General features: G+C 60.2%; 16 protein-coding genes and 2 tRNA genes. 6 read left to right on the top strand and 12 right to left on the bottom strand.

Going from position 1 to position 21,767, the window contains the following annotated elements:
• Positions 1-42: 42 nt before the first annotated feature.
• On the bottom strand, positions 43-1,071 hold the full coding sequence (locus CPA54_RS02405) for a dipeptidase (protein WP_249085470.1): 1,029 nt from the start codon (positions 1,069-1,071) through the stop codon (positions 43-45).
• A 103-nt stretch (positions 1,072-1,174) separates the two neighbouring features.
• Between CPA54_RS02405 and CPA54_RS02400 the strand changes: the two genes are divergently transcribed.
• Positions 1,175-1,969, top strand: a complete 795-nt coding sequence (locus CPA54_RS02400; RefSeq protein WP_249085469.1) for an exodeoxyribonuclease III — start codon at positions 1,175-1,177, stop codon at positions 1,967-1,969.
• Positions 1,970-2,051: 82 nt separating this feature from the next.
• On the opposite strand, the gene CPA54_RS02395 is transcribed toward CPA54_RS02400, so the two are convergent.
• The 8 genes from CPA54_RS02395 to CPA54_RS02360 form a co-directional block, all read right to left on the bottom strand.
• Positions 2,052-2,756 (bottom strand): response regulator transcription factor, encoded by a 705-nt coding sequence (locus CPA54_RS02395; protein WP_043560399.1) that lies wholly within the window; start codon positions 2,754-2,756, stop codon positions 2,052-2,054.
• A 122-nt stretch (positions 2,757-2,878) separates the two neighbouring features.
• Positions 2,879-4,729: a sodium:proton antiporter gene (locus tag CPA54_RS02390; RefSeq protein ID WP_086431035.1), complete on the bottom strand. Its 1,851-nt coding sequence runs from the start codon at positions 4,727-4,729 to the stop codon at positions 2,879-2,881.
• Positions 4,730-4,881: 152 nt separating this feature from the next.
• A complete protein-coding gene (locus CPA54_RS02385; RefSeq protein WP_086431036.1) occupies positions 4,882-6,195 on the bottom strand; it encodes an RsmB/NOP family class I SAM-dependent RNA methyltransferase in 1,314 nt (437 codons plus the stop codon).
• 60 nt (positions 6,196-6,255) lie between these two features.
• Positions 6,256-7,740 carry an IMP dehydrogenase gene (gene guaB, locus CPA54_RS02380; RefSeq protein WP_081563087.1) on the bottom strand — a complete coding sequence of 495 codons (1,485 nt, stop codon included), beginning with the start codon at positions 7,738-7,740 and terminating at the stop codon, positions 6,256-6,258.
• Between the two features lie 144 nt (positions 7,741-7,884).
• On the bottom strand, positions 7,885-9,273 hold the full coding sequence (gene hemN, locus CPA54_RS02375) for an oxygen-independent coproporphyrinogen III oxidase (protein ID WP_043560411.1): 1,389 nt from the start codon (positions 9,271-9,273) through the stop codon (positions 7,885-7,887).
• A 115-nt stretch (positions 9,274-9,388) separates the two neighbouring features.
• Positions 9,389-9,462 (bottom strand) — tRNA-Gln (locus tag CPA54_RS02370).
• A 41-nt stretch (positions 9,463-9,503) separates the two neighbouring features.
• Positions 9,504-9,577 (bottom strand) — tRNA-Gln (locus tag CPA54_RS02365).
• Positions 9,578-9,646: 69 nt separating this feature from the next.
• Positions 9,647-10,669, bottom strand: a complete 1,023-nt coding sequence (locus CPA54_RS02360; RefSeq protein ID WP_249085468.1) for a DUF475 domain-containing protein — start codon at positions 10,667-10,669, stop codon at positions 9,647-9,649.
• A gap of 127 nt (positions 10,670-10,796) precedes the next feature.
• Here CPA54_RS02360 and CPA54_RS02355 point away from each other — a divergent pair, with 127 nt between their 5' ends.
• Positions 10,797-11,588 carry an RlmE family RNA methyltransferase gene (locus tag CPA54_RS02355; RefSeq protein WP_086431038.1) on the top strand — a complete coding sequence of 264 codons (792 nt, stop codon included), beginning with the start codon at positions 10,797-10,799 and terminating at the stop codon, positions 11,586-11,588.
• Positions 11,578-12,441, top strand: coding sequence for a glycosyltransferase (locus tag CPA54_RS02350; RefSeq protein ID WP_249085467.1), 864 nt, complete (start codon positions 11,578-11,580; stop codon positions 12,439-12,441). The genes CPA54_RS02355 and CPA54_RS02350 overlap by 11 nt, the downstream gene beginning before the upstream one ends.
• Positions 12,442-12,460: 19 nt before the next feature.
• On the opposite strand, the gene CPA54_RS02345 is transcribed toward CPA54_RS02350, so the two are convergent.
• Complete coding sequence (locus CPA54_RS02345) at positions 12,461-12,925, bottom strand: Rrf2 family transcriptional regulator (protein ID WP_081563464.1); 465 nt, start codon at positions 12,923-12,925, stop codon at positions 12,461-12,463.
• 220 nt (positions 12,926-13,145) lie between these two features.
• Here CPA54_RS02345 and hmpA point away from each other — a divergent pair, with 220 nt between their 5' ends.
• Positions 13,146-14,360 carry an NO-inducible flavohemoprotein gene (hmpA, locus tag CPA54_RS02340; protein WP_249085466.1) on the top strand — a complete coding sequence of 405 codons (1,215 nt, stop codon included), beginning with the start codon at positions 13,146-13,148 and terminating at the stop codon, positions 14,358-14,360.
• Positions 14,361-14,445: 85 nt separating this feature from the next.
• Here hmpA and mfd read toward each other — a convergent pair whose 3' ends face one another.
• Positions 14,446-17,940 carry a transcription-repair coupling factor gene (gene mfd, locus CPA54_RS02335; protein ID WP_249085465.1) on the bottom strand — a complete coding sequence of 1,165 codons (3,495 nt, stop codon included), beginning with the start codon at positions 17,938-17,940 and terminating at the stop codon, positions 14,446-14,448.
• Positions 17,941-18,046: 106 nt separating this feature from the next.
• On the opposite strand from mfd, the gene recG reads away from it, so the two are divergent.
• Together recG and CPA54_RS09165 are read left to right on the top strand one after the other, a co-directional pair.
• Positions 18,047-20,149 carry an ATP-dependent DNA helicase RecG gene (recG, locus tag CPA54_RS02330; RefSeq protein ID WP_249085464.1) on the top strand — a complete coding sequence of 701 codons (2,103 nt, stop codon included), beginning with the start codon at positions 18,047-18,049 and terminating at the stop codon, positions 20,147-20,149.
• A gap of 279 nt (positions 20,150-20,428) precedes the next feature.
• Positions 20,429-21,115, top strand: coding sequence for a cold-shock protein (locus CPA54_RS09165; RefSeq protein ID WP_081563082.1), 687 nt, complete (start codon positions 20,429-20,431; stop codon positions 21,113-21,115).
• A 144-nt stretch (positions 21,116-21,259) separates the two neighbouring features.
• Here the strand turns inward: CPA54_RS09165 and smpB are convergent, their stop codons facing one another.
• Positions 21,260-21,763 carry an SsrA-binding protein SmpB gene (gene smpB, locus CPA54_RS02315; RefSeq protein ID WP_081563081.1) on the bottom strand — a complete coding sequence of 168 codons (504 nt, stop codon included), beginning with the start codon at positions 21,761-21,763 and terminating at the stop codon, positions 21,260-21,262.
• Between the last annotated feature and the right edge of the window lie 4 nt (positions 21,764-21,767).

Raw genomic sequence — 21,767 nt, 5'->3', positions numbered from 1 at the left:
TACTGTGCAAAAAATACCACGAATTTTCTCAAAAAGTAAAAATCAGGTTTGACATTTCGAAATTTTATCTTCTGCCCTCTGCAACAGGCGCAGCATGTTTTCTCCACATATGGCCCGAATCTCCCCGGCATCCAGACCAGCAACAGCCAGCGCTTCGGACACATGGTGAGTCTCACTGGCATCCTGCCAGCCCTCTATCCCGCCTCCGCCATCAAAGTCGGACGAAATTCCCACATGTTCGACACCAATCCTGCGGGCCACATACAGCACATGCTCCACAAAATCTTTCAGCGTTCCACCACCACCCCGGCGCAGGAATGGCCCCATGGCTGTAATCTGGATCAGGCCACCACTGGCCTTCAGTGCATCAAGCTGTCCGTCATCCAGATTGCGGGGATGATCACACAAAGCCCGCACACAGGAATGGCTGGCAAAAACAGGAACTGAGGATGCATCCACCGCCTGCATCATGGTCTTGCGGGATGCATGGGAAACATCCACCAGCACACCATGCCGGTTCATCTCACCAATAACCTCCCGCCCCAAAGCGGACAGACCGCCATGCACTTCTGCCGGCCCCTGCCGGACAACCGCCGAATCCGCCAGAAGGTTATGGCCATTATGGGTCAGGGTCATGTAACGCACGCCATGCCGCCGGGCGAGATAGCCGATCCGGGCCGGGTCATCCGCCAAGGGGTAGCCATTTTCCATGACAGGCACCAAAGCCACCTGCCCGGCCTCCGTAGCCCGCCGGATATCCGGAACTCTCCGGCACAGCACAGCCTGCCCGGAAAGATGAAGCGGAACCATCTCTTCCATCGCCTCCAGCATGGCCCGTGCTCTTTGCCACGCTGCCTCATGCCCTGCGTCATCCAGACCAGCCTGCGGTGTATAGGCAGCCAGACAGGCCACCCCCATCCCACCGGCCTGCGCCTTAGGAACGGTAAACCGGCGTTCCACATCCCGCATGGCAACATCCGCCTGGTCCCGCTTATGCCAGCAGGGCAGACCTTCCGCCGTTTTTTCGTTCCATGGAATATCAATATGGCTGTCGATCATCAGGATGGGCATATGCGGGAGACTTTCCTTATTCATTCCCCCCCAGATTGGGGTAAACCCTGTTCATCGCAAGATCATCCGTTGAAATTTCCCGCTCCAGAGGAGATCAGAAAACATGCGTCTCATTACATGGAACATCAATTCACTCCGCCTCCGGCTACCCCTGCTCCAGCGTCTGATTGAGGAACAGGCCCCTGATGTCATCTGCCTTCAGGAAACCAAAGTGCCGGACCCTCTCTACCCCCGTGATGCACTGGCAGAGCTGGGTTTTCCCCATCAGCTCTATCGTGGAATGAAGAGCTATAATGGGGTCACCATTCTCTCCCGCACACCGCTGGAGCCCATTACCGGCACGCCGGACTGGTGTGGCCGGGAGGATTGCCGCCATGTGGCTGCCAGCATCCAGACAGAAACCGGGCCGGTAACGCTCCACAATTTCTACGTGCCCGCCGGTGGCGATATTCCCGACCCGCAGGAAAATGAAAAATTCGCCCATAAACTCGCCTTCCTTGAGGAGGCTACAGCATGGTTCCGGGCCAATCCGCCACAGCGGAGCATTCTGGTCGGTGATCTCAACATCGCTCCGCTGGAGCATGATGTCTGGAGCCACCGTCAGCTTCTGAAAATCGTCAGCCATACGCCACCGGAAACGACACGCCTGACCGAATGGCTTCAGGCCGGATTTGAAGACGCCATGCGGAAGGCCATTCCAGAACCGGAAAAGCTCTTCACATGGTGGTCATACCGCAATCGTGACTGGAAAAAATCCAACCGGGGGCGCCGTCTGGACCATATCTGGACAACACCGGACCTTCTCCCCGGCCTGAAGACAATCAATGTCCTCAGCCCCATGCGGGACTGGACCTCCCCTTCCGACCACGTTCCCGTCATGATGGATCTGGCCGTCTGACCAGACTGGACCAGATGGCAGAAAGGCTGGCAGGACTTCCTCCTGCCAGCCTTTCTTCTATCCGCCCTCAGGGCACCATCCGTCAGAGATCAGGATTCAGGCAGTACCCACCACCTTCCGTCAGCAGAATCCCGGCCCGGCCATGATCAGGCTCGATCTTCTGCCGCAGACGGTAGATGTGCGTTTCCAGCGTGTGGGTCGTCACCGAGGCGTGATAGCCCCAGACCTCATGCAGCAGCACGTCCCGCTCCACTGGCTGCCCACCGGCACGGTAGAGATATTTCAGGATTGCCGTTTCCTTTTCCGTCAGATGGATGCGCTGCCCCTTTTTCTGGTCCACCAGCTGCTTCCTGGCCGGATGGAAAACATAGGGACCGATATCAAAAACAACATCCTCACTGTTCTCGAAAAGACGCAGCTGCGCCCGCAGACGGGCCTTCAGCTCGCCCATGCGGAACGGTTTGGCCACGTAGTCATTCGCTCCAGCATCCAGACCACGAATCACGTCATCTTCATCATGCGACCCCGTCATCATGATGATGGGGATATGAATGCCCCTCTCCCGCAGCCCGGCACAGAAATCCCGCCCGTCACCATCTGGCAGGTTCACATCCAGCAGAAGAATGTCTGTCCTGCCTCCAGAAGAGTGATCCATCACCTCCCGTGCAGCCGCAATGGTGGCAGCCTGTTCAACGCGGTACGCTTCCTCCTCTCCCAGCTGTTCAGCCAGCAGAAGGCGCAAGGCATCATCATCGTCAACAATCAGTATTGAGTGATGAGCATTCATATCCCAAAAATCCCGTCCGTAATGCACTCAAAACCCCGCCTCTCCGCCCATGCCGGATGGGCAGACAGGGAGGACCTGTCTTTCTGATAGGGCACTACACTAGCCCGAATGACGGCCAAGCACTACGCCCCTGCACGCAGTTCTGCTTCCTCTTTTACATCTGCCCCCTCATCACGGCTTTCCGGCGCCCTCATGGAAATGACAAGATCCCCCATGCTAGGCATGGTCCAGGCCCGATCTTCTGCCGAGCGAATGAAGATGCCCGTACCCCGGCGAACAATGAGCAGATCCAACCGGTTTTCTTCTTTCCCGAAAAGATCCACCGTGGCATCCGTCACGCTCTGACAGACAAAACGCCAGCCACGACTGAACAGGGTATCAAAGAACGTATAGTTCCAGCCCGGTTCTCCCAGCACCTTCCCCCGGGCATCACGTGAGAGGCCACGATACAGGTCCAGCCGGGCCACACCGGGACTGACCTGATAGACCCTCTCCCGCCCCATATGCGGAGCCATGTGCCCGCAGACCATCCCGTTATAGATGGCATCCCCGGTCGTGGCGATCAGGTAGTCCGCCGGGCGCTCCTCCAGAGCCTCCTGCCCCGCTGCGGAGAGAAGTTCCGCCTTGAGGACCGGCACCCCACGCCGGGCTGCGGGCATGAGTTCCTGCGCTGTCGTATCCACCAGCAGAACAGGTACCTTCTCCTCATTCAGGCAGGCCGCCAGATCGGTCGACCAGGCATTACCACCAAGAATGACCAGAGCAGGCTCATTGGAGAGAGTCAGATGCAGCCTTCGTGCCAGCGGGCCGAGTGAAAAACCGTGGCAGATCATCGTCACGGCAATCACGCAGAACACGGCCGGCATGACAAGATCGGCAGAGGCGTACCCCGCCTCCGAAAGCTTGATCCCCGCCGCACCAGCCACAGCCGCCGCAACAATCCCTCGTGGAGCGATCCATCCGACAAAAATCCGTTCCTGCCAGCTGATGCTTGTCCCCAGCGTGGCCAGGAAAATGCACAGGGGGCGAACGACAAACAGCACAACCAGCGTGAGAAGCAGGATGGGAATGGACAGTCTGGCCAGCACGGCACGGTGCAGGTCGGCCGTCAGCAGGATGAACAGAACGGATACCATAAGGACCACCAGAGATTCCTTGGTCCGTTTCAGTTCATTCAGGCCCGGGATATGCAGGTTGGTCAGCATCATGCCGAAGACGGTCACGGCAATCAGGCCGGCCCCTTCCATCACCAGCGTGCAGGCCTCGAAAATGATCAGCGCCAGCGTGACCATGATGGGTACTTTCAACAGCTCCGGCATCAGGTCCCGGGTAAAAAGGTAACGCAGCAGATAGGCAGGCAAAATGCCCGCCGCCACGGAAACAGCCCCAGCCAGAAGCATGTCCGGCAGGGTATGGACGAAGAAAATCTGCTTGTGCAGGTCCACATGCAACAGCATGATCTGCATGACGACGGCAGCCAGAATGGCCCCCAGCGGGTCGTTGACGATGGCCTCCCACCGCAGGAAGGCCGCCACACGGGGCTGGAGTTTGGCACTCCGCAACAGGGGCAGGATGACCGTCGGCCCCGTCACCACGATGATGGCCCCGAAGAGAAAGGATGTTCCCCATTCCAGATGGGCAACATAATGGGCTGCCAGAGCTCCCAGTATCCAGTTGATTGGCAGGGCCACCATCGTCAGGCGGGCAACGCCCTGCCCGGCCTCCCGGAGCTGGCGGATATCCAGCACCATTCCACCCTCAAAGACGATCAGGGCCACCAGCATGGAGACCAGTGGACGGAATGCATGACCCAATGTTTCTGATGGATGCAACCACCCCAGAACAGGGCCAAAAAGCAGCCCCATGGCAAAGAGCAGAACAATGGCTGGGAGCCGCAGGCGCCAGGAAACCCATTGTGCCAGCATCCCTGCCCCGAATGTCAGCACCACACCAAAGAGAACATCATAGGCCATAGGGGATATGTTTCCTCCAGTCAGACAGGACCGCCCGGCCCCGTAGCAGGAACAGGCTGGCCATTGTCCAAATATTAGCCATTTTCATGACAGATGCACAAATCCGCCGCAGGGACAGACAGGAGACCGGATAGCCCGTCCCTGCATGCGTCTCAGCCCTGGGACATTTTTTCCATGGCCGCCACGAAGAAACCATCCGTCCCGAAACCATGAGGCGTCAGGGAGAAAAGTGCCTCCTGCCGCAGTTCTTCCGGCAGAAGGATGGAACGTTTCTCCGCAGGCAGCAGGGTGTAAGCCTCCTGCCTCTTCAGGAAGGCTTCAATCTGCTTTCCGTTCTCCGCCCCCAGAAGGGAACAGGTGGCATAGACCAGCTTCCCGCCCGGCCGGACGAGACGGGCTGCAATGTCCAGAATGGCTGCCTGCTTGGCGCAGAGTTCCTTGATGTCCTCCTCTGTCAAACGCAGGCGGGCATCAGGATTGCGCCGCCATGTCCCGGTACCGGAACAGGGGGCATCCACCAGTACCGTGTCAAACTGGCCTTCCCGCCGTTTCGCCCATTTGTCGCCTTCACTCAGCAGATGCCGTGTCACGTTATGGACATCCGCCCGGCGCAGACGCTTCGTGGCACCATCCAACCGGACCCGGGAGACATCACAGGCCACGATCTGCCCTTTATTCTCCATCGTCATGGCCAGAGCCAGCGTCTTTCCGGCAGCACCGGCGCAGTAATCCAGCAGCCTCTGCCCCGGTCTGGCATCCACGGCTGCTGCGATCAGCTGGCTGCCTTCATCCTGTATCTCTACCAGCCCTTCCCGGAAAAGAGCCGCCGCCGTAACGGGCTGACGCCCTTCAAGCCGGATGCCCCACGGAGAGAGAGCCGTCGGCTCCCCCTGAAAACCTTCCCGCCGGAGACGGCGCAGGGCCTCCTCCCGTGTTCCCTTCAGAAGATTGACCCGCAGGTCCAGGGAGGGTGCCCCCATGAGGGCCCGCATTTCCTCCTCCAGCCTGTCACCAAAATCTTCCACCAGATAAGGGTGCAGCCAGTCGGGATATTCCAGCCGGACCGGCAGTGGCTGCTTCTCGCTGCTGATGTCCTGTCCTTCCAGAGCCTCCAGCATGACCATTTCACGCTCGCTCAGCGGGGCTGGAGCGTAACGCTCCCCGCTGAAAAGGGACTGGATGGATGAAAGGGGCTGCCCGACAAAATGCAGCATGGCCGCACAGAGCAGCCTCGGGGAAACATCCTCATGCCGGTAGCGCAGGTCCGCCCGCAGATGCCAGTGCAGCCGACGCCATGCCCGCAGCACGTCCCACGCAAGGGTGGAAATGGCCCGGCGGTCACCACCACCGATATAGCGGCGTTCACGGAAGAAATTGTTGGCAACGGCATCAGCCGGACGGTGCGGTGCGTTCTGGATCGCACAAAGCAGATCAATCGCACCAGAAAGACGAGCAGCGGGGGTCATGGCCCCCGCCTACTCCGTTTCCTTTCATCAGGAAAGGAAAAAATGACCTTTCAAAGCCAATTAAAGCCGATAGTTGGGGGCTTCCCGGGTGATGGTCACATCATGCACGTGGCTTTCCCGCAGACCCGCATTGGTGATCTTGCGGAAGCGGGCACGGGCCTGAAGATCGGCAATCGTGGCGGAGCCGGTATAGCCCATGCCAGCCCGCAGGCCACCGATCAGCTGGTGTACGACAGCCGCCATCGGCCCCTTGTACGGCACCTGCCCTTCAATCCCTTCCGGCACCAGCTTCAGCGTGTCCCTCACCTCACCCTGGAAGTAACGGTCTGCCGAACCACGAGCCATGGCCCCCATGGACCCCATGCCACGATAAGCCTTGTAGGTCCGCCCCTGATACAGGAAGCTCTCGCCGGGGCTTTCCTCACATCCGGCCAGCATGGAGCCGACCATCACGACATCAGCACCGGCCCCGATGGCCTTGACGATGTCACCGGACGTGCGGATGCCACCATCGGCAATGGCAGGAATATCCAGCTCATGACAGGCGGCTGCCGTTTCCAGCACGGCGGAGAACTGCGGCACACCCACACCGGCCACGACACGGGTCGTGCAGATGGACCCCGGACCAATGCCGACCTTCACACAGTCTGCACCGGATTCGATCAGCGCCCTGGCAGCTTCTGGCGTGGCCACGTTGCCGGCGATCAGCTGCACGTCGGCATATCTGTCACGCAGGCGGGCCACGGTCTCCAGCACGCCACGGGAATGACCGTGGGCCGTGTCGACCACCAGCACATCCACGCCCGCCTCGACAAGAGCCGCCCCACGGCGGAGACCATCCTCCCCAACGCCGATGGCCGCAGCGCAGAGCAGACGCCCCTCCGCATCCTTCACGGCCAGCGGATGGGTCATGGCCTTGTCCATGTCCTTGACGGTGATCAGACCGATGCAGCGTTCCGCATCGTCCACGACCAGCAGTTTCTCGATCCGATGATCATGCAGCAGCTGGCGGGCCTGATCCGGGGATGCCCCGTGCCGGACCGTGACCAGCCCCTCATGCGTCATCAGGTCCCGCACACGGGTATTTTTATCTTCGGTAAAGCGCATGTCACGGTTGGTCAGAATACCAACCAGCCTGCCATCCTTCTCCACGACCGGGAGGCCGGAAATGCCATGGTGGGCCATGATCTCATGAACATCGCTCAGCGTCTGGTCCGGCCCCACCGTAACGGGATTGACCACCATGCCAGCCTCAAAACGCTTCACACGACGGACCTGCTCGGCCTGTCCTTCCAGCGTCAGATTCTTGTGGATGACACCCATGCCGCCCTGCTGCGCCATGGAGATGGCCATTTCCTCTTCCGTCACCGTATCCATGGCGGAAGAAAGCAGCGGAATGTTCAGCTCCAGCTTGCGGGTAAGACGTGTCTTCGTGCTGACCTGACCGGGAAGAACCGATGATTCAACCGGCTCGATCAGCACGTCATCAAAGGCCAGGGCATCACGCACACGGCTGTAAAGTTTGTCATTCTGGAAATTGGTCATGATGCCTACGCCCTCGCTCGTGCGTCCTGTTCAATACAACTAGGTCAGCCTACCACCACTGAAAGGGTAATTAAGCTGTTGGCAGGGTCTCATAACGCACTCTGTAACCATAGGCAAAGGAAAACAGACTGCAGCCTACTCTCCTCACAGGGAGGAAGAAAAACGGGGGACTGGTTTCCCCTCGCCTGCTGCGGCCAGTTCCTTGCGCCGTGTATCGAATACGGCCGCCAGATGCCGCAGGAAGGGGCCGCCCTTTTCTGTCAGGCTCACCCGGTTGCCCTCCCAGCGGATCAGCCCGTCCTCCTCGAAAGGACGCAGGGCTTCCAGCTCTTCTGCAAAAGCCTGTTCCAGCCCCTGTCCTGACGGGATGTAGGGTGTCAGGTCCACGCCCGAAAGGCACATGACGGTCTCGATCACCTTCCCCCGCCAGCGGTCCTCCTCCGTACGGAACACCCCCCGGGCAACGGGAAGGCCATCATGCTCCTTCAATGCCCGGATATAAGCCGCCGTAGACGGAATGTTCTGGTAGAATCCGTCAGGTGTCATGGAAATGGCCGATGCTCCCATCCCCAGCAGGACGGGTGATGAATCGATCGTATAGCCCTGAAAATTGCGATGCAGTGTACCGGCCTCATAGGCATGGGCCATGGCATCTTCAGGATGGGCATAATGGTCCAGCCCGATGGGCTTGTAGCCTTCCTCAACCAGAACACGGTCGATCCTGTCCGCCTGCTGCAACCGCTCTTCCGAAGAGGGGAGAGAGTCTTGCGGGATGAGCTGCTGGCGTTTCTGTTTCCACGGGACATGGGCATAGCCGAAAACAGCCAGACGGTCTGGCCTCATTCCAGCAACACGCCGGGCCGTGTCCTGTACGCTCTCGACTGTCTGATAGGGCAGGCCATAGATCAGGTCGATATTCACCCCATTCACCCCTGCCGCACGGGCCTGCTCCACACAGGCCAGCGTCTGCTCGTAAGACTGCACACGCCCACAGGTCTCCTGCACAATACGATCAAGGTCCTGCACACCGAAACTGATGCGGTTGAAGCCCAGCTCGGCCAACAGGGGCAGCATGCCCTCCGGCACATGACGGGGATCCATCTCCATGGCGATTTCAGCATCATCAGCCAGCCGGAACTGTTCCCGCACTGCGGACATTACGTTACGCAGGGCCGTTTCTGGCAGGGTTGTCGGTGTGCCGCCACCAAAATGGAGATGCCGGACCACACGCCCTTGCCCAACCAGTGCAACGATACGGTGCATCTCCTCCAAGAGAATGTCACCATAGGCTGCCCGTGCCTCTTCCTGCCGCATCACTGCCGTGTTGCAGGCACAGAAGCGGCACAGCTCGTCACAAAACGGGACGTGGAAATACAGGGAGACGGACTGCTCTGGCGGCAGGGCCTTCAGCCAGTCTGCCACCTCCTGCGGCCCGATGGCATCAGAAAAACTGACCGCCGTAGGATAGCTGGTATAGCGTGGCAGGTTGCCGCCATAACGGGCGATCAGGTCAGGAGAAATATTTGCAGCCACAGTCTCACCATAATCCAGTCTCGGTCAGGGAGCTTCTGCTTACAGCGGCGCACCCTGTTACGCAAACCACCCCATGGGCAGAATGTAACGGAACGATTAACCTGTCTGAGAAAAATGGCTGGGAGACCTGGATTCGAACCAGGGCTGACCGGGTCAGAGCCGGTAGTTCTACCGCTAAACTATCTCCCAAGCGGTCGGGGCTTCCCCCTGGAGCAAACACACCACATGACTGGCTGGGAGACCTGGATTCGAACCAGGGCTGACCGGGTCAGAGCCGGTAGTTCTACCGCTAAACTATCTCCCAAGCGGCGTTTGCTGGAGGGGTTCTAGCCCCATTCCCCCCACGACGCAAGGGGGATGGGAAAGTTTTTCCTTATTTTACCGGACGCCGGAGTGCGCTGGCCAGAAATGCTCCACCAATCAGGACAAGCCCGACAAGCCCCGTCACCCACTCCGGCACCTCCACCAGCACGCTGACCAGCATCAGGAGGGAAAGGATGAAAATGGTGTAAAACGCCCCATGCTCCACATAGACATACTCGGCCAGAGCATTCGTTTTCAGCATGGAGAGTGTCATGGAACGGACAAACATCGCCCCCACGCCCAGCCCCAGCGCAATGACAACTGGGTCCGTCGTGATCGCAAAGGCCGAGATGACACCATCAAAGGAAAAACTGGCATCAATGAATTCCAGATACAGAAAAGTCAGCAGCCCCCCGCCAGCCGCCATACGGGACGCCCCCGGCTCGCCTATCAGCCAGACCAGCGTTTCCTTGCCCAGAATATAGGCCGCAATCCCCCCGCAGCCCCAGAACAGGAAGGCCATCGGGTCATGCCCCTGCCCCATCAGGCGGGTGATGAGCATGAGAACTGCCAGTGTCAGCCCGACCGGCAGGGCTGACACCCCGCCCAGATGGGCTGCCGGACGCTCCAGCCATGAGAGCCAGTGATGCGTCTTGTCATCATCCAGAAAATAGTTCAGCGCAATCAGCAGAAGGAACGACCCACCAAAAGCGGAAATCATGTCCTTTGCCCCCAGCATGATGGCGGCATAACGCTGCGGCTCCATGATGGCGAGACGGGCCGCCTGCCATGGTGACAGCCCGGCCACCAGAGCGACCAGAAGCACGGGGAACAGGAACCGCATCCCCAGTACGGAAAGAGGCATCCCCCAGCTGATGTACCGCTTCTGCCAGCGTGGCGACATAGTTTTGAGGATGCCATAATCCACGATGGCATTATCCATGGATTCAGCCGTTTCCATCAGGGCAAGAATGGCCACGCCCTCCACACCCATGAGAGCACCGTACAGGCTGGGCGTATGTCCGTACCCCAGAGCGGCACCAGCACACAGGGCCAGAGCGGCCAGAACAAAAGCGGCGTAAAACTGTCTCAAGAGCTGTACCTGTTTCTCAAGATGATGAGCCTTTCTGCTCATGATCCCTCATCCCTTACAGGCAAAAAGGGGCAGGCAGCAACGGACAGGCTTTGCAGGGCGACAGGAAGAGCCTATCTTTCCCTCCATGAGTCCGAAACACACGCCTCCTTCCTCCCGCCGGCCAAAGGGCGGTGCCACGCCACCCCGCATCCCCGGCAAACCCCTGCGCCACTCCCGCACGCCCGGCACCCGGGATACGGCGGATGACGCGGCCACCTCCCAGACACTGCGAACCCAGACCGTAAAACTCCGCAAGGCACGGGGCCGCACGCCGGCGCAGCAGCGCTGGCTGAACCGCCAGCTGAACGACCCCTACGTGACAGCGGCACGACAGCAGGGCTGGCGCTCCCGTGCCGCCTTCAAGCTGCTGGAAATGGATGACCGCTTCCACTTCATCAGGCCCGGAAGCCGGGTGGTGGACCTCGGGGCTGCCCCGGGAGGCTGGGCACAGATTGCCGTCAAGCGTGGAGCTGCCAAGGTGATCGGCGTGGACCTGCTGCCGGTGGACCCGGTGCCGGGGGCCGAGATCATCGAGGGTGACTTCATGGAGGCCGACATGCCGGAGCGGCTCCAGACCATGCTGGGCGGGCGGGCTGATCTCGTCATGTCCGACATGGCACCGAACACGACCGGCCATGCCGCAACCGATCATATCCGCATCATGGCCCTGGCCGAAAACGCCCTGGATTTCGCCCTGAAGATATTGGCCGAGGACGGAGCCTTCATCGCCAAGGTCTTTCAGGGAGGGTCCGAAAAAGACATGCTGGACCTGATGAAACGCAATTTTGCCGTCGTCAAGCACGTCAAACCCCCTGCCTCCCGCAAGGAATCGAGCGAGCTTTACGTCATTGCCACGGGTTTCCGTGGTGAGCCGTGAGTTCAACGACTATCCGGAACCGATTCGGAACCTCTTCATAGGGGCGCTCTGCGGCCATCAGGACGCCTGCTTTGCCCTTCTGCCGATCGGTCTGGAACAGTCCCTGTTTCCGGTCCTGTCCCGCTGCGTTCCACAGGAATTCCCCCGGAACATTCCGAAGCACATTGCCCAGTTCTGGGACAGCCCTGAACCGCCGGAAGACGTCCGGGCTGCCATGAAAGGCATCCGGAATGACAACCCGGCTTTCTCCTACCATCTGGAATGTGATGCCTCCGCCCGGGCGTTCATCCATGACCACTATGGCGCCAGCATCACCGCCCTCTATGACGTCTGCCCTCACCCGGCCATGCGGTCGGACTTCTGGCGGCTCTGCTACCTGCATGTAAAAGGCGGCGTCTATATTGATGCGGATGTAACAAGCCGTGCCCCTCTGACAGACATAACCAGAGGCACACATTTCAGGACGCTGTTACCTTATTCCGTCGGCGAACCATGGTGCCTCGACAACGACGTGCTCATCCAGGAGGCTGGCAACCCTCTCATTCAGCATATCATGGAAACCATGTTCCAACGGGTCCGGCACATTCTGGAAACCGGCTATTTTGAAAATGTCTGGGTCTCGACCGGCCCCGGCGCCATGGTTGTCGGCACGATGAGCTGGATCGCCCACACCCTGAAAAACCAGAAAGTTCCATTCCATAAGGTCAGCCAGTTCCTGATGGCAGCAGGAATCGCCTTTGTTGCCCATCGTCAGGTCGAGCAGACACTCGATACCTGCTCACACTTTGCCTACCAGAGCACCAATGCCAACTGGCGAAAATTCATGAAGTGGCCTGACAGCAACACCCCCTGATCCCTGACAGCAGCATCCATCACCGTTCCGCTCCAGTCATCATTTCCTGCACGGCCTGCATCAGGACACTTCGCTCATGAGGGGCCGTGACATCGGCCAGCGTGACTTCATCCAGCACATCCATGAAAGCGAATCGGGCTTTCAGCAGCGTCTGTTTCAGACGGCAGCCACCAACCAGAATGCAGCCAGAGGCTCCCTCCTCCTTGCCCATGCAGCCGACAAGGGCGAGATCATCCTCCGTGCAGCGGACAATGTCTCCCAGATAGATCTCCTCAGCATTCCTGCCCAAACGCAGCCCACCATTGCGGCCACGCAGCGTCTTGATGAAGCCGTGCCGCCCCAGCCTGTGCACGACCTTGACCAGATGATTCTCTGATATGCCGTACACGCGGGCAATCTCGCCAATGGAGACGAGACGCTCCTTCTGTGTCTCCAGATAGATCAGGGACCTGAAGGCATAGTCGGTATAGAGGGTCAGACGCATTCCGGGAGCTTCCTTCCGGTCGTGTTTCAGATGATCCGGCGTCACTCCAAGCCTGCATGCAAAAGAGGAGACGTGGTGGCAGTGGCTCCTTCTCCGAAACTAACAGAAAGATGACATCTGCCAACCTGTTTCCTTGCCTCGTCTCTTCCGGCTTGACAACGGCTGGTATCGACCTATTTTAAAGGTGTATTTTCTATACATCTTTTAGAGAGTGTGATCCTTGTCCATTTCCCTCACCCCACAGACCCGTACCATCGTCAAAGCCTGTATTCCTGCCCTGGAGGCTCATGGCGTCGACATCACTAGAGAGATGTATCGCCGCCTTCTGAGTGATGAAAACATCCGAGACCTCTTCAACATCTCCCATCAGAAAAATGGTGACCAACCCAGGGCCCTGGCCTATGCCGTCCTCGCTTATGCCCGCCATATTGACGGTCCCACGGCCCTGAAGGACATGATCGAGCGTATTGCCGAAAAACATGTCGGGCTGAACATCCTGCCAGAACATTACCCCCATGTTGGCACAGCGCTGCTTGGGGCCATTGCCCATGTCCTGGGAGAGCAGGCCACACCTGAAATCATGGAGGCATGGAAAGAGGCTTATGGTTTTCTGGCTGACGTATTGATCAACCGGGAACGGCAGATATATGAGGACCACGCCGCCAGAAAAGGCGGCTGGACAGGATGGCGTGCCTTCCGCATTGCCGATCGGCATGAGGAAACGGCTGACACCGTCTCCTTCATCCTTCAGCCGGTGGATGGCCAGCCCGTCATGCAGCACCAGCCGGGCCAGTATCTCAGCTTCCGGCTGGACATCCCTGGCCATGGCCCGGAACGCCGCAATTACAGCATCTCATCAGCCCCGGCAGATGACCATTACCGCATCACTGTCAGGAAACAGGAAGACGGCGTCGTGTCCCGCTGGTTCCATGACGATGTCCGGACAGGTGATACTCTGGATGTCTCTGCTCCAGCCGGTGATTTCTTCCTGCAATCTTCCTCCGAAAGGCCGCTGTGCTTCATCTCTGCCGGTGCAGGCATCACGCCTGTCATGTCCATGATGGAAGCACTGACCACCCGCACTTCACATCCGGCCATCCATTTCATTCATGGCACCCAGACAGCAGACAACGAAATTTTTGCCCGCAAAACCCATGGGCTGGCTGCCTGCGGAGCCATTACGGCAGACCTGTTCTACAGCCAGATGAACAGCCTTCCACAACGGACAGATGGCCTGAACTGCCATACTGGACGCCTCACACCCTCATGGCTGAAAGCGCATAAGGACAGACAGGCTGATTTCTATATCTGTGGCCCGACAGAGTTCATGGTCAGCATGATCCACACCCTGCGGGAGCAGGATATTCCCATGGATCGCATCCATTATGAAATGTTCGGCTCTGCATCCACCCCCTATCTCGTCACACAGGCCTGAACCTGTCCGACACCGCAACAACATGAAAAATGGGGCGGCACCATTATTGCCGCCCCATTCCTGCTTTGCGGGTTGAAAGCAACCTTCAGCCTGCCTCGGCCGGGCGAACCGTCTCCAGCAGCTTGGTCAGAGAAGCCAGAATCTTCCGGGCCATGCTGATACGCACGGCATTGGTCATTTCCCGCACCATGGCCAGCTTGTGGTCAGGCCGTATCTTCACACCGGCCTTCTCATTACGGGCAACCCAGCGGATCAAACCATCAGGGTTGCCGAACCTGTTCCTGCGGAACTGGAGGACCATACCTTTCGGGCCTGCCTCCAGCCGCTCCACGCCCGTCTCACGGCAGAGCTTCTTGATCATCACGACATCCAGAAGGTTCTCCACCTCCTGCGGCAGAGGACCGAAACGGTCCACCAGTTCAACCCGCATGGCGTCCACATCCGCCTCATCCTTCAGGGCGGCAATGCGGCGGTACAGGCCAAGACGGACAGGCAGGTCCTTCACATAGTCCTCCGGCAGCAGCACCGGCAGGCCGAGGATGATGTTCGGCGTCCAGCCCGTATCTTCCTCCTCGCCTTCGTTCCTCATCCGGCGCAGGTCCGTCACGGCGTCCTGAAGCATCTGCTGGTACAGCTCGATTCCCACCTCCTTGATATGGCCGGACTGCTCATCCCCCAACAGATTTCCTGCCCCTCGCAGGTCAAGGTCATGAGATGCCAGCGTGAAGCCCGCCCCAAGGGAATCAAGCGTCTGCATGATCTCCAGCCGCTTGACGGATGAAGCCGACAGGACATGCGTCTGCGGCCAGGTCAGATAGGCATAGCCCCGCTGCTTGGCCCGCCCCACACGGCCCCGCAGCTGGTAAAGCTGCCCAAGGCCGAACATGTCCGCCCGATGAATGATGATCGTGTTGACCCGGGGCATGTCCAGCCCACTCTCCACGATGTTGGTGGAAAGCAGGATGTCGTATTTCCCCTCCGAGAACTCCGTCATCACCGTTTCCAGCTCGGTGGGAGTGAGTCGGCCATGAGCCTCCGTGATGCGGGCATCGGGCACGATCTCCCGCAGCCGGTCGGCCATGTGCCGCATGTCCGTCAGACGGGGCACCACGCAGAAGACCTGCCCTCCCCGGAAGCGTTCCCGCTGGATGGCCTCATGAATCATCACCCTGTCAAAAGGCGTGATGAAGGTGCGTACGGACAGACGGTCCGTCGGCGGGGTGGCGATAAGGCTCATTTCCCGCACGCCGGAAAGGGACAGCTGAAGCGTCCGTGGCAGGGGCGTGGCGGACAGCGTCAGCACATGCACGTCTTCCCGCAGGGCCTTCAGCTTCTCCTTGTGGGACACGCCGAAATGCTGTTCCTCGTCAATGATGAGCATTCCCAGCCGTTCGAACGACACGGCTTTCGAGAGCAGCGCATGGGTGCCGATGACAATGTCCACCGTTCCATCGGCCAGCCCCTCCCGCACCTTCGTGGCTTCCTTGGCCGTGACCATGCGGGAGAGCTGCTCCACCTTCACGGGCAGCCCCTCGAACCGCTTCCTGAAGCCGATATAATGCTGCCGGGCCAGAAGGGTCGTGGGTACGACCACCGCCACCTGCATCCCGGACATGGCCGCCACGAAGGCCGCCCGCAGGGCCACCTCCGTCTTGCCGAAGCCCACATCACCACAGACGAGCCGGTCCATCGGCTTGCCACTGCTCAGGTCCTCCAGAACGTCCGCAATGGCCCGTGACTGGTCTTCCGTCTCCATGAAGGGGAAACGGGCGCAGAATTCATCCCACATCCCTTCAGCCGGGGCCATGATGGGAGCTTCCTTCATGGCACGGGCCGCCGCCGTGCGGATCAGCTCGCCGGCCATTTCCCTCAGGCGGGTCTTCATCTTCGCCTTGCGGGCCTGCCACGAGCTGCCGCCCAGACGGTCGAGCTGCACCGCCCCCTGCTCGGAGCCGAAACGGCTCAGCAGATCAATATTTTCCACGGGCAGAAGAAGCCGCTGCTCACCATCATACAGGATGGAGAGATAATCATGGGCCACACGCCCTTCCCGCACCGTCTCCAACCCGACATAACGGCCAATGCCGTATTCCTCATGCACGACAAGATCGCCCTCTGAAATCTCGCCGATCTGCGTGATGAAGTCATTGCCCTTGCGCCTGCGCCGGGGCGGACGGGCCAAACGTTCCCCCAGCAGGTCCTGTTCGGACACGAAGGCCAGACGCTCCCCGGTGAAGCCCCGTTCCATGCCCAGCACGACAAGCCCGACAGCCCCACGGGCCATGCCCGCCGCCTGCGCCCAGTCATCGAAACTCTCGCAGGGAATATCATGGTCCCGCAGCAGGCTGCTGATCCGCTCCCGGGAGCCGTTGCTCCAGGCCGTCAGATAGGTCCGCCGTCCCTGCTTCGCCCAGTCCTGCACATGGGTGGAGAACTGGTGGAAGACCCCTTCCCGTCCGGCACCGCCCATGCTGGCAAAGACCGGACCCGGCCTGTACCCGGCATCCACGCCTTCTGCGCCATCGGGCTGGGCGAAAGGTGACAGCAGGACGGTGGGGTGACCCTTCAGCATCCCGTCCCAGCCATGACGGTTCAGATAGAGCCGGTGCGGTGGCAGGGGCCGATAGGGCAGCTCCCCCTCATGCCCGGCGGCACAGCGGGCCTGATAATGGTCGGCGATCATGTCCAGCCGTGCCGTCAGGATTTCCGGCGTGTCCCGTTCGAAACTCAGGGCGGCATCCGGCAGATAATCCAGCAGGGTTTCCATATGCTGGCCGTCGCCGTCATGGAACAATGGCAGATAATGCTCTGCTCCACTGGCCCTGCGTCCTTCCAGAAGCTGGCGGTAGAGAACATCCTCCATCGCTCCCACGCCGAACACATCCCGCCAGCCCGTCTGGAAGCGGCTCAGGCTGGGCTTGTCCAGCGCATATTCCGAAACCGGCGTCAGGCTGAACTCCGTCCGCTGGTCCGTGGACCGCTGGGTGGCGGCATCAAAACTGCGGATATTGTCCACCTCATCCCCGAAGAGGTCCAGCCGGACAGGCTCCCCGGAATCAGCGGGGTAAAGATCGAAAATGCTGCCCCTCATGGCGAACTCGCCACGTTCCATCACCGTATCCACACGGCTGTAGCCGTTGCCCACGAGCCGTTCCGCCAGACTGGTCGCATCCAGCGTATCACCGACCTTCACATGGATGGTCTGCCCCGCAAAGGCCGCACGGGGCGGCACACGCTGGAGCATGGCATGGATGGTCGTCAGCACGATGCGGCCCGTCTTGGGCCGTGGCTCCAGAAGGTGGCTCAGCGTGGCGGCACGCTCGGCCACGATGGAAGGATTGGGGGAAATCCGGTCATAAGGCAGACAGTCCCATGCCGGAAAGCGCAGGACGGTGACTTCCGGCATCAGCCAGCCCAGCATGTCCGCCAGAGACGCTAGGGCAGCGTCATCATGTGCCACATGAACAAGCGTCCCCTCATGTTCCGCCAGACGCTGACGGAGCAGGAATGCCACCGCCCCATCAGGCACCCCCCAGACTGTCGGACCAAAGGACGCAACGGCAGAACGATCAACAGGCATCAGGGCGGGCTCTCCACTAAGGACATTTTTATTATCGGCCGGTTCTGCTACCCTATAGCCCTCCACAGCCCCCCTGTCAGCCCGGAAGCCACCCGCCCCCGATGCCATGCCCCTAGCTCCCCCTTCCGCACGGATTGCGCCACTTCTGGCTCCCATCAGCAGCCTGCCGGGCACAGGCCCCCGCCACGCCACGATGCTGGGCCGGATCAGCGGCGGCAGGCGGATCATCGACCTGCTCTTCACCCTGCCAGAAAAGCTGATCGACCGGCGCAGGCTCATGAGCGTCGCCGAGGGGCGGAAACTGCCAGCGGGCGACATCCTGACAAGCCGTGTCCGTGTGACAGGCATCCGCCGCCCCGTCCGCTCCTCCCAGCCCACCATCCTGACCACCAGAGACAGCACCGGCACGCTGGAGATCACCTTCTTCCAGAAGGGGCGGCTCTTCCTCCCCCCAGAGGGGGCAGAAATCCTCGTTTCCGGCAAGGTCGGGCATTACCATGACCAGCTGACCCTCTCCCGCCCGGACCACATCATGGCCTGGGAAAAGAAGGACCGATTCCCGTGGCTGGAACCGGTCTGGCCCCTCACGGCCGGGCTGTTTCCCTCCACCGTGCGGAAAGCCATGCAGGCCGCCCTGGCCCTGATCCCGCCCGACCTCCCGGAATGGCTGGACCCGCCCCTGGTGAAAAAACGGAACTGGCCCAGCTTCGCCACGGCTCTTGGGCTGATGCACTTCCCCGAGACGCTGCCTTCCGACGACGACCCCACCCCCATTCTGGAGCGTGCCCGTGCCCGGCTGGCAGCCGATGAAGTTCTGGCGGACCAGCTCTGCCTGGGGCTGGCCCGGATGCAGGCCCGGACACGCACGGGCCGCCCGCTGGTGGGCGATGGCTCCCTGCGCCGTACCCTGCTTGAGCGTTTCGGCCATGAACCCACACCGGCGCAGCGGCGTGTCATGGCCGAAATCGCAGCGGACATGGAGCGTCCCGCCCCCATGATGCGCCTGCTCCAGGGGGATGTCGGCGCCGGAAAAACGCTTGTCGCCCTGACGGCCATGCTCCAGGCCGTCGAGGCCGGAACACAGGCCGCCTTCATGGCCCCGACGGAGATCCTTGCCCAGCAGCATGCCAGCACGTGCGAGGCCCTGTGCCCGGTGCCGTTCGTGTTTCTCAGCGGCTCCGTCAAGGGGAAGGCACGGCGGGTCGCACTGGCGAAACTGGCCGATGGCCATGCGAAGATCGCTATCGGCACCCATGCACTCTTTCAGGATGGCGTCACCTTTGCCGACCTCGGCCTGGCCGTCATCGACGAGCAGCACCGCTTCGGCGTGGAGCAGCGCATGAGGCTGGCCAGCAAGGGGGCAGCCACCGACCTTCTCGTCATGACCGCCACCCCCATCCCCCGCACCCTGCAACTGACGGAATGGGGCGAAATGGGCGTGAGCCGGCTGGACAGCAAGCCAGCCGGCCGCCAGCCCATCCATACGACCGTGCACAACATGGGCAAGCTGGACGACATCTTCGCCGGCATGAAACGGGCCCTGGACCAGGGGAAGCAGATCTTCTGGGTCTGCCCCCTCATCGAGGAGAGTGAAACGCAGAGTGCCGCAGCGGCAGAAGAACGCTGGGCGGAGCTCACAAAACGTTTCGGCCCCATCATCGGGCTGGCTCATGGCAGGCAGGACATCGACACGAGGCAGAACGCCCTGACGGCCTTCCAGAAAGGCCAGACCCGCCTGCTGGTCGCCACCACGGTCATCGAGGTCGGCGTGGACATTCCCAATGCCACCATCATGGTCATCGAACAGGCCGAACGCTTTGGGCTGGCCCAGCTGCATCAGCTGCGTGGCCGTGTCGGCCGGGGGGCACAGAAATCCTTCTGCCTGCTGCTGCACAGTGAAGGCACCAGCTTCACAGCCCAGCGTCGCCTCCACCTCCTGCGGGATACGGAGGATGGCTTCCTGATTGCCGATGAAGATTTCCGCATCCGTGGTGGTGGCGACCTGACAGGCAACCGACAGTCCGGCCTGCCGGGCTTCCGGCTGGCCGACCCGACCCGCCTCTCCCTGCTTCTGACAGCCATGCGGCAGGACAGCCAGCGTGAACTCACCCGCACCCCCGACCTGACAGGGCCAAGGGGAGAGGCCCTCCAGGACCTCCTGCATCTGTTCGACCGGGCCATACCGGACAGACTGCTTGTATCTGGCTGAAATAAAAGACTGTCACAGAAATTGTTAACAATATTTGTTCAGCCATAAACTTACATTATTGTCATCTCTACGAAGGAGTGGCCTACAATTAGACTTCCAGACGACGCAGCATAATAACGGCAGAAAAAATTATCGTAATTTCATCTTTTTCCTTGTGGCTTAATTGAAAAAACATGCTACCGTCAGAAGTGGAACATGCAGGCATGTTTCCAACATAATGACCCTGAGGGAGCGGATCGACCGCTTCCTCCCTGATGACCCCAGTACGGGACGAGACCCTTGAGAAATAATAGATCCGACCGCAGCTCCTTTTCCTCTCGCCGCGGCGGTTTTGACCGCGATTTCATGACCCAGCCTTCCTATTTTGATGATCGCGGCAGTTACGATGCCCCGCGTGGCGGTGGTTTTGGCGGTGGCGCCCGCCGTGGCGGTGGCCGTGGTGGCCCGCAGATCACCCCGACAGGTCCGGAGATCACCGGTACCGTCAAATGGTTCAACACCGAGCGTGGCTTTGGCTTCGTTGGCCTGAGCGATGGCAGTGGCGATGTTTTCCTCCATGCCAACACGATCAGCGCCCTCGGCCATGCTGAGCCTGCACCGGGAACGACCGTTGTTGTCCGTGTCGGCCAGGGGCCGAAAGGCCGCCAGGTGGCTGAGGTGATTTCTGTCGATGCCAGCACGGCCACAGCAGAAGCCCCCCGTCGCCCTGCCCCCATGCGCCAGGAACGTTTCCATCCTGCTCCGGACCTGTCCCAGGCCGAGGAAATGCGTGGAATCGTCAAGTGGTACAACACCACGAAGGGCTTCGGTTTCATTACGCCTGAGACAGGTGGCAAGGATGTGTTCGTCCACGCCTCTGCTCTGGAGCGCTCTGGCCTGCATGGTCTGGCTGATGGCCAGCAGATCGGCATGAAGGTTGTTCAGGGACACAAAGGCCCTGAGGCTGTAGAGATTACAGCCGAATAAGACAGTCTTCCGCATCCGCTGAAGAAAAACCCCACGGCCCGTAAGGAACGTGGGGTTTTCTGTATCCTCTGCCCACAACCAGCAGAAACGGGCATCCCTCCCTGCTACTACTGGCCCCGGGGCAGCTTTAACGGGGAATTCCCCTCAATAATCTCCACGCCCTTTGTTACGGAGCAGACGGGCCTTGTCTCGCTGCCAGTCACGGTCTGCAATGGCGTGGCGTTTGTCTTCCTTCTTGCGCCCCTTACCAAGACCAAGTGTCACTTTGGCTACACCACGGGCATTGAAGTGAATGTCCAGCGGAACCAGTGAAGCCCCGGCTCTGGTGACCTCTCCAATATATTTGGCCAGCTGTTTGCGGTGCAGCAGCAGCTTGCGAGGAGCCCGTGTATCAAACCGGGACAGCACCCCTCCCTGATATTCCGGAATATAGGAATTGATGAGCCACAGCTCACCATTCCGTTCTACGGCGTAGGCCTCGGTCAGTGTTGCTCGGCCCATGCGAAGGCTCTTGACCTCCGGCCCCTTGAGAACAAGACCCGCTTCAACCGTTTCCAGAATGGTATAGTTGAAACGGCCCTTCCTGTTCTGCGCAGCGATGCCATGGGAAATGAGCCCACCTTTTGTTTTTTTCTTGCTGGCTGCCATGGTC

Origin of the sequence: Parasaccharibacter sp. TMW2.1890, from assembly GCF_023337645.1 — a bacterium.
Lineage (GTDB): Bacteria > Pseudomonadota > Alphaproteobacteria > Acetobacterales > Acetobacteraceae > Bombella > Bombella apis.
This window is presented reverse-complemented; position numbering and strand designations above follow the sequence as displayed.